Origin of the sequence: Tenacibaculum sp. HL-MS23, assembly GCF_032463465.1 — a bacterium.
GTDB lineage: Bacteria > Bacteroidota > Bacteroidia > Flavobacteriales > Flavobacteriaceae > Polaribacter > Polaribacter bernardetii.
Genome location: NZ_CP135989.1, coordinates 1,837,957 through 1,849,907, shown reverse-complemented (window position 1 = coordinate 1,849,907; position 11,951 = coordinate 1,837,957). Strand labels below are relative to the sequence as shown.

Genomic DNA, 11,951 nt, shown 5'->3' with positions numbered 1-11,951 from the left:
GTTAAGAGAGGTTTGTCTTTTTTCTTGACTCTTTTTTCTCTCTTCTAAAAAAGAAAAATGAATAAAGACGAATTGCTAAAAGCAATAGAAAATAAGTACGAAAAGTTAGGTGTTCCGTTAGAAACAATGTTAGAAGGTTTGTTGCATAGCACACCAATAACTTATTGGGATTATATTCAAACCGATGCACTATTAGGGTTGCAAATACCAAGAACAACAGAGCCTGATGAAATGGTTTTTATTATGTATCATCAAGTAAATGAGCTGTTGTTTAAAATGGTGTTATGGGAAATTGATCAAATTTCACTTTCTGAAGAAGCAATTACTGCAGATAAATTCTCAAAACACTTAATGCGTATCAGTAGGTATTTTGATATGTTGTGTAATTCGTTTACCGTTATGCAAGACGGAATGGATGTAGAGCAGTATTTAAAGTTTAGAAATACGTTGGCACCTGCAAGCGGATTTCAAAGTGCGCAATATCGAAAAATTGAATTTGCATCAACAGAACTAATTAATTTAATTGATGCTCGTTATAGAGATACGATTGATAGGAACTCGTCTTTTAAAAATGCTTTCGACCATTTGTATTGGCAAGCAGCTGGTAAAAATCATCAAACAGGTAATAAATCAATCTTAATTAAACTTTTCGAGAAAAAGTATATGGGGGATTTTATCGATTTTATGGAAGATTATAATGACTGTAACTTATCTACAAAATTTAAACAGCTTCCAGAAGATGTTCAAAAAAACGAAGAATTAGTTAAAGCGATGCGTCATTACGATTACACGGTAAATGTAAAATGGGTAATGGCACATTATAACGCTGCGGGGAAATATTTAGGTGGCGGAGATAAAGATTTAGAAGCTACAGGTGGAAGTAATTGGCGTAAATATATGCACCCAAAATACCAACGCAGAATATTTTTTCCGTATTTGTGGAGTGAAGAAGAACTAAAAAATTGGGGAACATTTTAATCCTGATTAACAATAGTAAAAAAGCTGCTTGATTTTAAAATCAAGCAGCTTTTTTTAGTTTGGAACAGTAATTGTCTTACTTTTTTCATAAGTTTGAATACTATGAAGAAACAACTATTTTTTATTTCCGTACTATTTTTTACCATAATTACTTTTGGTCAACAAAAACCAGTAGCTTTTAAAGATGGCGAATGGCTTAAGTTTAAAATGAGTTACAGCGGTTTTTTAAAAGCCGGTGAAGCTACATTATCAGTAACAGAAGAAGTTTTAAATGGTAAAAAAATATTACATGCAACAGGAAAAGGAAAAACCACAGGAATGATTAAGTGGTTTTTTAAGGTAAATGATAATTACCAATCATACTTTGATATTCAAACCGGTAAACCATATTTGTTTAAAAGAAAAATTAACGAAGGCGGTTACAAGAAAAATAAACAAATAACATTTAATCAAGAAGATAATACTGCATATGTAGAAGATTTTAGAAAAAAAACAGATACACTTATTTCAGTAAACGAACCTCAGGATATGATTTCGACTTTCTACTTTTTAAGAAGTTATGATACTAAAGGAATGAAAAAGGGAGAGGAAATAAGTATAGATATGTTTTTTGATAATAAAAGTTATCCTTTTAAATTACGCTTTTTAGGTAATGAAACTCTAAAAACAAAGTTCGGTAAAGTTAAAACGCAAAAGTTTAGACCAATCGTTCAGTCAGGTAGAGTATTTAAAGCAGAGGAAAGTGTAACAGTATGGATTACTGCAGATGATAATAAAATACCAATAAAAATAAATGCTTCATTATCTGTAGGTTCTCTTCGAGCGGAGTTAGATGCGTATAAAGGATTAGCAAATCCTTTTGAAATAGTTTTTGATTAAAAAATAATATAGATAGTTTACTTATCGTTAAAGTGTCATAAACAATATTTTTTATTTGTATTTTTGCAGATAAACACAAATTTAAACCACTTTTTTTGAAAAAATTTATTTTCCCACTTCTTCTTTTTTGTTTTTTTTTATCTTGTAAAGAAGAAAAGAAAGATCCTATAAAAATTCCGATTAAAATAGAAAAGCCAAAACCTGTTTTTGCCTTTGGTTTTAATTTAGATAACTACAATTTGATAAACGATACCATAAAAAGTGGAGAAAGTTTTGGGGTTATTTTAGACAGGCATCATGTTATGTATCCTAAAATAAACGAAATAGCAACAGTAATTAAAGATACTTTTGATGTTAGACGAGTTCGTTCAGGTAAAGCATATACGATACTTACCTCTAAAGATTCTCTTGAAAAAGCACAAGTTTTTATATATAAACACAACAAAGTTGACGCTACAGTAATCAATTTTAAAGATTCTGTTATATCGGCATATAGAGTTAAGAAAAAAATTAAAATTCTAGAAAAAGAAATTGCAGGAGAAATTTTTTCTAGCTTATCAGTTACTATGGATAGTTTAGGTTTAAAACCAACCTTAACAAATACTGTTGCTGATATTTATGCGTGGACTTTAGATTTTTATGGTTTGCAAAAAGGAGATCGTTTTAAGTTAATTTATGAAGAAAAATTCATCAACGATTCTGTTTTTGTAGGATATGGTGAAGTAAAAGCAGCGGTTTTTAATCATAAAGGAGATGATTTACATGCCTATAAGTTTGTTGGAGACACAATAAATAAGATTCCTGAATTTTATGATGAAAAAGGAAATATGTTGCGAAGAGCATTTTTAAAATCACCAATTAAGTTTCAATATCGTATTTCATCACGTTATAATTTAAGGAGAAAAATAGCACTTTATGGTAGGGTGCGTGCACATAGAGGAACCGATTTTGCAGCAAGATACGGAACTCCAATTATGACAACAGCTAGCGGAACCGTAGTGAAATCAGCAAGACGTGGTGGTAACGGAAATTATGTAAAAGTAAAGCACAACAGCACTTATAGTACTCAGTATTTACATATGAAACGCAGAAATGTTAAAGTAGGAGATTATGTTAAGCAAGGAGATATTATAGGGTATGTAGGTATGACGGGAAATACAAGTGGGCCACATGTTTGTTATCGTTTTTGGAAATACGGAAGAGAAGTAGATCCGTTTAGAGAAAAATTGCCTTCAGCAGAGCCTTTAGATCCGAACATGAAACCAGCGTATTTTGAATTTATAAAGCCGCTTAAAGAGCAGTTAGATAAAATTGAATTGACTAAAAAGGATACAATTTCTAAGCCTTTAATTGAGAAAGAACTATTACTGACACATTAAACTATGCCTTTAGAAAATATAAATCCAATTCAAACCGAAGCGTGGAAAAAATTAGTCGACCACTTTAGTGAAGCACAAAAATATGAGTTGAAAGAATTGTTTCGCAAAGATAAAAACAGAAAAGAACAATTTTCTATTTCTTTAGGTGATTTTAAAGTTGATTATTCTAAAAACCACATAACTCAAGAAACAATTGATTTATTAGTTTCATTAGCAGAAGAAACTAAGTTAAAAGACGCTATTGATAAATATTTTACGGGCGATAAAATTAATGTTACAGAAAATAGAGCTGTTTTGCATACAGCTTTAAGGAGTAACTCAAATAGTCCTCTTTTAGTTGACGGAAAAGATATAAGGCCCAAAATACAAACGGCCCTTAGAAAGATGAAAAGCTTTAGTAATAAAGTTATTTCAGGAAAATGGAAAGGTTTTACAGGTAAACCAATTACGGATGTTGTAAATATTGGAGTAGGAGGTTCTGACTTAGGTCCGCGTATGGTTGTGGAGGCATTGCAGTTTTATAAAAACAAATTAACCACACATTTTGTTTCTAATATAGATGGAGATCATGTATTTGAAATTTTAAGTAAGCTTAATCCTGAAACCACGTTATTTGTAATTGTATCAAAATCATTTACTACAGATGAAACTATAACGAATGCAAATATCATTAGAAATTGGTTTTTAAAATCGGCCATTGTTTTTGATGTAGCTAAACATTTTGTTGCTGTGTCTTCTAATATTGAAGAAGCAGTTAATTTCGGGATAGACAAAAAGAATATTTTTCCAATGTGGAATTGGGTTGGAGGACGATTTTCATTATGGTCAGCCGTAGGGCTGTCTATTAGTTTGTCTATAGGTTATGATAATTTCAAAGAATTATTAAACGGAGCAGAAGAAGCTGATGAACATTATAAAGATGCTGACTTTAAAGAAAACATTCCTGTAATATTAGCTTTGTTAAGTGTTTGGATGAATAATTTCTTTAAATGCGAGACAGAAGCAGTTTTACCATATAGCTATCACTTGTCAAAGTTTCCTTCTTACTTGCAGCAATCTGTTATGGAAAGTAATGGGAAAAGTGTTGATAGAAATGGTAAACCAGTAAACTATCAAACAGGAAATATTATTTGGGGAGCAGCGGGTACAGATATGCAACATGCTTTTATGCAATTAGTACATCAAGGAACAAAACTAATTCCGGCGGATTTTGTTGGTTTTGAAGAGTCATTATATGGTTTGGTAGATTCACATAAAAAATTAATGGCTAATTATTATGCTCAAATGGATGCCTTAGCTTATGGTAAAACAAAAGAAGAAATACATTTAGAGTTAAAAATTGAAAATAAATTAGATCAAATAAATTTACTACTGCCTTATAAGACATTTAAAGGAAATCGACCAACTAATTCGCTGCTCTTAAAAAAACTTACACCAAAATCTTTAGGAATGTTAATCGCTACTTATGAGCATAAAATATTTACACAAGGTGTTATATGGAATATTTATTCTTTTGATCAGTTTGGAGTGGAGTTAGGTAAGGAACTGGCTAAAAAAATGTTAAATAATTAAGAAATCTTTTTTTTAATGTGGTTTTATTGAACTTACCTTGTTAAGGTAATGTTAAAAAGCTTAACATTAAATTAATATTAGCAACTTATAAAAGCAAGACCTTTGCGCCGCATTTAATAACAATTAGATTAAAAATGAAAAATTTTAAAAATGTTTTACTAGTAGCACTGTTCATTGTAACAGCTACTGTTTTAGGGCAAACTAAACTAACAGGTACAGTTGTTGACGAAATGGGAGAGCCATTACCAGGAGCTGGAGTTGTAGTTAAAGGAACATCAAACGGAACGGCAACAGATTTTGACGGTAAGTTTATGTTAAACGCTAAATCTACTTCAGGTACTGTTGTATTATCTTTTATAGGGTACAACAATAAAGAAGTAGCTTATTCAGCTTCAAAAATAAATTTAGGCTCTATTGAGTTAGAACCTTCAAATGTTTTAAGTGAAATAGTAGTAACAGCAACATCTTTTGCTGTTGATAGAAAAACTCCAGTAGCAGTATCTACAATTAAAGCATCAGAAATTGAAGCGAAATTAGGAACTCAGGAATTTCCTGAGATTTTAAAATCAACTCCAGGTGTATACGCAACTAAACAAGGTGGGGGATACGGAGATTCAAGAATTAACTTACGTGGGTTTAGATCTCAGAACGTTGCCGTAATGATTAATGGGGTTCCTGTTAATGATATGGAGAACGGAAACGTATATTGGTCTAACTGGGCTGGTTTATCAGATGTTACATCTGCAATGCAAGTTCAAAGAGGTTTAGGTGCTTCTAAAGTAGCTGTTCCTTCTGTTGGGGGTACAATTAACATTCTTTCAAAATCTACTGACGCTGAAAAAGGAGGTATGGTAAGAGCTTCAACAGCTAATGACGGTTATCAAAAATACGGAATGACATTATCAACAGGTTTAATGGAGAACGGATTGGCTATTACAGCATCTGCAGCTACTATTAAAGGTGATGGTTATGTAGATGGTTTATGGTTTGATGGGTTTAATTATTTCTTAAACGTAGCTAAAAAATTTAATGATAATCACAAGCTTTCTTTTACAGTTTTTGGAGCGCAACAAGAGCACGGACAAAGATTTAATAGAACTACTGTGGCTGTAAACAGAGCTACTGAAAGAGGTGGGAAAAGATTTAATCCAGATTGGGGTTACAGAAATGGACAAATTGAAAATAGTTCTTTTAATTATTATCATAAACCACAGATTTCTTTAAATTATGATTGGGTTATTTCTGATAAAACATTTTTAACTACAGTATTATATACATCATTTGGTAAAGGTGGTGGTAGAAGATCAAATCCAGGTTCATCTAAGTTTGCTTTTGGTGTTGGTCAAGATGAATACAGGCTAGGAGGTTTTGATAGCCCAATTGATTATGATAAAATTGTTGATGAAAATAAAACAAGAGGTACACAAGGTTCTTCAGATGTTTTCTTAAACTCAGTAAATAACCATAACTGGTACGGAGTATTGTCTACTTTTAAAACTGATTTAACAGACGAGTTAACTTTTTCAGGAGGTTTAGATGGTAGATATTATGAAGGTATTCATTATTATGAAGTTGCTGATTTATTAGGAGGAGATTTTTATATTAACGAATACAACAACACTAATAATTTTGGTGAAGCCTTAGAAGTAGGTGATCGTTTAAGATACGATTACGTAGGTAGAGTTTTAAGATATGGTTATTTTGCACAGTTAGAGTATTCTAAAAATGACTTGTCGTTATTCTTAGCGTCATCTATGTCTAACACAGAATATAACAAAACTAACAACTTAAATGATGCTTTAAATCCAAATGGTAGAGATTCTGATGATGTTAGCTTTTTAGGATATAGTATTAAAGGAGGGGCAAATTATAACATCGATGCAAATCATAATGTTTTTGCTAATGTAGGATATTTCTCTAGAGCACCTTTTTTAGCAGCAAGTGTTTTTTCAAGAAGAGAGTCAGGTAGTATAAATGAAGATGCTGTAAACGAAAAAGTATTTTCAGCAGAAGTTGGATACGGGTTTAGAAGTGAAAAGTTATCAGCAAATTTAAATGTGTATAGAACTTCTTGGTTAGATAGATCAAGAGTTGTTTCTGGACAACCAGATCCTATTTCAGGACAGATTCCTGTAGCTAACGTAACAGGATTAGATGCATTACACCAAGGTGTTGAATTAGATTTTATTTATAAAATGACTGATAATTTAAAACTTACAGGTATGGTTTCTTTAGGAGACTGGAACTGGACAAGTGATGCATCAGGTGATCTTTTTGATGGAGCGGGAAATTTCGTGAGCCAAACTAATATTTATGCAGACGGTTTAAAAGTGTCAGATGCTGCACAAACAACTTGGGCTTTAGGTTTAAACTATAAAGCAGCACAAAGAACTTCTTTCTTTGTAGATTATAACTATGCAGGTGATAACTATGCTACTATGGATGTAGTTAGAAGAACAAACCCTAGTGATAGAGAAGATACTTGGCAGTTACCTAACTTTCATTTATTTGACTTAGGATTCTCTCACGGTTTTACTATAGGAGATTTTGATTCTACCTTATCAGGAAAATTAAACAACATCTTCAATACAGAATATATTTCTGATGCAAGAGACGGTAGTTCTCACACTGTAGATGATTCTTTAGTGTACTATGGTGCAGGTAGAACATTTAGTTTAGGTTTAAAAGTTAAATTTTAATTATAAAACAATTTAGAGATGAAAAAAATTATATATTTTTTCGCAATATTTACACTTGTTTTATCTTCTTGTAACCCATTAGAAGATATTAATGAACAAATTGATGCTCAAGAAACTTCAATTGTTGATAACATAGTTTATACACTAACAGAGGATGATTATACAGAAGATGTTGAAGATGGTGGATTAGGTTTCCGCTTTCCTAACTTCAACTCTGTAGATGATGTAAAGGCTGAAGTACCAGCTTTTTTAACAAATAAATATTCAATATTAGGTAATGGTTCTACTGCATTAATTACCTATAAGCTATATGCTCCAAAGCGTACTGAAAGAAGTTTAATAGTTTATGAGGTAACAAGAGCTGATTATGATGCACAAGGTTTAAGGTTTCCTAATTTCTCTAATGATAGTGAAATATTTGATTTCTTAGAGGCTAAATATCCTACGCCTGATGATAGAGTGTTAGTTTCTTTAACTTACGACTTTTTTAATGGAAGTGTAAACGAACTTAATGATGGATTCTTCTTTACAGAGGGTGAATGGGTTAAGGTAACAGGTTTAACTGATGATCAATATGCAGCAGCCGGAGAAAGATTTCCTAATTTTTCAGATGAGGAAGAAGCATTGTCAGTATTACCAATATTCTTAAAAGAAAACTTTAAATTTAGTCCAAAAGTTAAAGGTGATATTGAGCCATTTATGTATAAATTATTTGTTACAGATGAAGATGATGTAGATGGTGATGGAAGAACTGACGATAGAACTACTTATAGCTATGTTACTTATTTTGTGTATGATGGTGCAGATTGGTTACCATATGATAACACAGTAGAGGAATCTATACAGTTTGGTCATGATGGTGTTACTTGGGTACCAGACAATACAATAGCTTATACATTAACTACAGAAGATTACGATTTAATAGCAAATAGCGAATTAAAAGATGTGACAGGTTATGAATCAGCTATATCTAACTTAGCTCGATTTGGTAATATCAATAGAACTGGTAGTGCAGAAGGTGATGAGCCATCAGGAGCTAGTAGTTGGAATGACCTTATGGTTTACAGAGCTTTGGCAATTGTTTTAAATAATTTAGATCCATCTGCAGATGAAGATCAAAAGTATTTAGTTTCAATTAGCGTATTTAACGGTTCTAGTGCTACAGAAAGTTTTGGACTTATTAAAAAGTCAGGTGAGTGGGTTAAGCAATAGTATTTGCTAAAAACACAAATAATATTTTTAAAGCCACCTCAATTGAGGTGGCTTTTTTATGCGTAAAAATTAGTACATTTACCATTATTAAAAACAATGATATTATGATGAAAACATTACACTCTTATTGGGCATATATTGTATTGGCTGTATTAATTTTTACAGTAATAAACGCAATTATAGGTTTAGTACAAAAAAAGAATTTACCCATAAAGAATTCCGTTTGGGGTTGTTTAGTTTAATAACAACACATATTCAGTTGTTGTTAGGGTTTTTGGTGTATTTCATAGGAGGTTTTCAAAAAGGACTGGGAGATATGAAAGATGCTCCTGTAAGACTTTTAGCTTTAGAGCATCCATTAATGATGATCTTAGCGATTGTTTTAATAACCATCGGATGGTCTAAACATAAGAAACAAGTGAAAAGTGAGGCTAAATTTAAAACCTTTGCAATTTTTTACGGAATAGCATTGCTACTAATATTATCAAGAATTCCTTGGAGTAATTGGTTTTAATTATAAAATATAGTCCCGCTCTCGCGGGATTTTTTATTTTTGTAAGCTATTAAATATTTTAAAATGAAATTCATAAGTTATATCGTTTCATCAATATTCGCATTGGTGTTTTTTTTACTATTAATCATATTTCAACCATTGCAATGGTTAGGGTTAAAATTGTTCGGTCAAAATGGTCATCAGAATGTAGTAAATATTATGAATTGGGTATTAATAAAATCACTTTTGATTTTAGGAGTTCGTGTTCAGGTAGAAAATGAACAAGATTTACCAGAAAACACCACTTTAATATTCGTTTCAAACCATCAAAGTACTTTTGATATTCCACCAATTATTTGGCATTTTAGAAAACACTTTCCGAAATTTGTATCTAAAAAAGAACTAGCAAAAGGAATACCAAGTATCTCTTTTAATTTAAGACACGGTGGCGCTGCTTTAATCGATCGTAAAGATGCAAGACAAGCATTAACTGAGTTGGCAAGTTTTTCAAAAAATATAAATAAAAACAAATGGTCTGCGGTTATTTTTCCTGAAGGAACAAGAAGTAGAACAGGTAAACCAAAGTCATTCTCAATAAATGGCTTAAAAATGATTACAAAGTACAACCCTGAAGCTTATATTGTGCCACTAACCATAAATAATTCATGGAAAGTATTCAAGTATGGTAAATTTCCTTTAGGTTTGGGAAGTCCAATAAAAATTAAGACACACGCGCCAATAAAGGTAAACAGTTTACCGTTTAATGAATTGGTGGCAACAGTAGAAAATACGATTAAAGAATCAATTTTATAATCACTTATAAATTATAAAAAATTATGTCAGTACAAAATATCCGAAAGGAAGTAATGAAAACGCTCGAGAAGAATATCGATAGTTTCGTAGAAAAATTTTTAATACCCGCGGAAAAAATTTGGCAACCAACAGATTTTTTACCAAACTCACAAAAAGATACTTTTATTTCTGAAGTTGAAGAAATTAGAGAATTATCTAAAGAATTAGATGATGACTTTTGGGTAGTATTGGTAGGAGATACAATTACAGAAGAAGCACTACCAACTTACGAGTCTTGGTTGTTGGATTTAGATGGAATAACACAACACCCAGATAACGGTTGGGCAAAATGGATTCGTGCTTGGACGGCGGAAGAAAATCGTCATGGAGATACTTTAAACAAGTATTTATATCTTTCAGGACGTGTAAATATGCGTGAGGTAGAAATTACCACGCAACATTTAATTACTGATGGTTTTGATATTGGTACTGCAAGCGATCCATATAAAAACTTTATATACACGAGTTTTCAGGAATTAGCAACGTATGTTTCTCACTTAAACGTAGCTAAAATTGCAAAGAAAAAAGGACACAAAGCGTTGGCAAAAATGTCTCGAATTATTGCAGGAGATGAAATGCGTCATCACCAAGCATATACAGAATTTGTGAAGCAGATATTTAAAATTGATCCTAGCGAAATGATGTTAGCATTTCAATACATGATGAAATACAAAATAGTAATGCCTGCAATGCACTTAAGAGAGTCTTTTGGAGCAAAAGGAACTTTATTTGATGATTTCTCTACAGTAGCGCAAAGAGTTGGGGTATACACAGGTTTTGACTATGTTGATATTATTAAAAAACTAAATACAACTTGGGAGATAGATAAGATTACAGGTTTAACTCCAGAGGCTGAGAAAGCACGTGATTACTTAATGAAATTACCAGATAGAATGTATCGTATTACAGAACGTATTGTGGTTCCTGATACCAAATTCAATTTTAAATGGATGATTCCATCTTAGAAAGATAATTAAAGAACGTCATTACGATAAAGAGAAGTAATCTTCTATTATTGCAATGACGTTTTTTTTATTGAAAAGTAAATACGTCTTTATCTTCTAAAAACCGAAACTTATCGCGAGTTTTACACTGTATTTCTTTGTCTAACTCAATAATTAAAGAGACTTCTTTTGTTGTATTTTTAGTTAAACACTTTCCTAACATATCATATGCAGCAGAGTCACCGCTGTATTCATAACCGTTAGCATCAGTACCAATTCTATTTACACCAATTGTATAACTCATGTTTTCTATAGCACGCGCTTTTAAGAGTGCATTCCAGGCTTCAATTCTTGGTGTAGGCCAATTAGCTACATACAATAGTAAATCGTAATTATGAGTGTTTCTGGCCCAAACAGGAAAGCGTAAATCATAACAAATTAGCGAACAAATCTTCCAATCTTTATAATGGATTAAAACAATGTCTTTTCCTGCAGAAAACACCTTGTGTTCTCTCGCCAATGTAAATAAATGTTTCTTGTCGTAAAAATCAATTTTACCTGAAGGATGTACAAAAAGTAATCGATTGTAATAATTGTAATCTTTATCAGCATCTAAACACGGTTCTTTAATAATAATACTTCCAACAATTGCTGCTTGCTTTTTGTTAGCTACATCTTGCATCCAAATAATAGTATCACCAGTCATCGTTTCTGCTAAATGCTGTGCGTTCATAGTAAAACCAGTGCTAAACATTTCGGGTAAAATTATTAAGTCGATACCTAAAGGAAGCTTGTTTATTTTTTCTTTAAAATGATTTCTATTTTCAGCTGGTTTTTCCCAAATTAAATCAGCCTGAATAAGTGCAGTTTTAAGTTTGTTTGTTGTAATCATTAGCAAAGAAATGAAGTTAATTATCCTCTCAAAAATAAGATAAATATTGTA

9 protein-coding genes and 1 pseudogene are annotated in these 11,951 nt (G+C 31.6%); 9 read left to right on the top strand and 1 reads right to left on the bottom strand.

All coding sequences use genetic code 11. The annotated features are described in order from the left end of the window. The first annotated feature begins 57 nt into the window (after positions 1-57). The 9 genes and pseudogenes from RRF68_RS08615 (at position 58) to RRF68_RS08575 (ending at position 11,029) form a co-directional block, all read left to right on the top strand. On the top strand, positions 58-978 hold the full coding sequence (locus RRF68_RS08615) for a tryptophan 2,3-dioxygenase family protein (protein ID WP_315944092.1): 921 nt from the start codon (positions 58-60) through the stop codon (positions 976-978). 102 nt (positions 979-1,080) lie between these two features. Beyond that, the gene (locus RRF68_RS08610; RefSeq protein WP_315944091.1) at positions 1,081-1,857 is read left to right on the top strand and encodes a DUF3108 domain-containing protein; all 777 of its coding nucleotides are present in this window, start codon (positions 1,081-1,083) and stop codon (positions 1,855-1,857) included. 95 nt (positions 1,858-1,952) lie between these two features. Then, positions 1,953-3,236 (top strand): M23 family metallopeptidase, encoded by a 1,284-nt coding sequence (locus RRF68_RS08605; RefSeq protein ID WP_315944090.1) that lies wholly within the window; start codon positions 1,953-1,955, stop codon positions 3,234-3,236. Positions 3,237-3,239: 3 nt separating this feature from the next. Next, entirely contained in the window at positions 3,240-4,808 is a 1,569-nt protein-coding gene (gene pgi / locus RRF68_RS08600; protein ID WP_315944089.1) for a glucose-6-phosphate isomerase, read from the top strand. A gap of 134 nt (positions 4,809-4,942) precedes the next feature. Then, on the top strand, positions 4,943-7,507 hold the full coding sequence (locus tag RRF68_RS08595) for a TonB-dependent receptor (protein ID WP_218771721.1): 2,565 nt from the start codon (positions 4,943-4,945) through the stop codon (positions 7,505-7,507). Positions 7,508-7,525: 18 nt separating this feature from the next. Continuing rightward, positions 7,526-8,719 carry a hypothetical protein gene (locus RRF68_RS08590; protein ID WP_315944088.1) on the top strand — a complete coding sequence of 398 codons (1,194 nt, stop codon included), beginning with the start codon at positions 7,526-7,528 and terminating at the stop codon, positions 8,717-8,719. Between the two features lie 107 nt (positions 8,720-8,826). Further along, a pseudogene (locus tag RRF68_RS08585) lies at positions 8,827-9,233 on the top strand (hypothetical protein). 63 nt (positions 9,234-9,296) lie between these two features. Next, a complete protein-coding gene (locus RRF68_RS08580; RefSeq protein ID WP_218771719.1) occupies positions 9,297-10,025 on the top strand; it encodes a lysophospholipid acyltransferase family protein in 729 nt (242 codons plus the stop codon). Between the two features lie 23 nt (positions 10,026-10,048). Beyond that, complete coding sequence (locus RRF68_RS08575; RefSeq protein ID WP_218771718.1) at positions 10,049-11,029, top strand: acyl-ACP desaturase; 981 nt, start codon at positions 10,049-10,051, stop codon at positions 11,027-11,029. A gap of 67 nt (positions 11,030-11,096) precedes the next feature. Here RRF68_RS08575 and RRF68_RS08570 read toward each other — a convergent pair whose 3' ends face one another. Then, positions 11,097-11,900 carry a nitrilase family protein gene (locus tag RRF68_RS08570; protein ID WP_315944087.1) on the bottom strand — a complete coding sequence of 268 codons (804 nt, stop codon included), beginning with the start codon at positions 11,898-11,900 and terminating at the stop codon, positions 11,097-11,099. Positions 11,901-11,951 lie beyond the last annotated feature (51 nt).

Coding starts and splice junctions, on each gene's coding strand:
- RRF68_RS08615 (WP_315944092.1), top strand. CDS start 58: ATGAATAAAGACGAATTGCTAAAAGCAATAGAAAATAAGTACGAAAAG.
- RRF68_RS08610 (WP_315944091.1), top strand. CDS start 1,081: ATGAAGAAACAACTATTTTTTATTTCCGTACTATTTTTTACCATAATT.
- pgi (WP_315944089.1), top strand. CDS start 3,240: ATGCCTTTAGAAAATATAAATCCAATTCAAACCGAAGCGTGGAAAAAA.
- RRF68_RS08595 (WP_218771721.1), top strand. CDS start 4,943: ATGAAAAATTTTAAAAATGTTTTACTAGTAGCACTGTTCATTGTAACA.
- RRF68_RS08590 (WP_315944088.1), top strand. CDS start 7,526: ATGAAAAAAATTATATATTTTTTCGCAATATTTACACTTGTTTTATCT.
- RRF68_RS08580 (WP_218771719.1), top strand. CDS start 9,297: ATGAAATTCATAAGTTATATCGTTTCATCAATATTCGCATTGGTGTTT.
- RRF68_RS08575 (WP_218771718.1), top strand. CDS start 10,049: ATGTCAGTACAAAATATCCGAAAGGAAGTAATGAAAACGCTCGAGAAG.
- RRF68_RS08570 (WP_315944087.1), bottom strand. CDS start 11,900: ATGATTACAACAAACAAACTTAAAACTGCACTTATTCAGGCTGATTTA.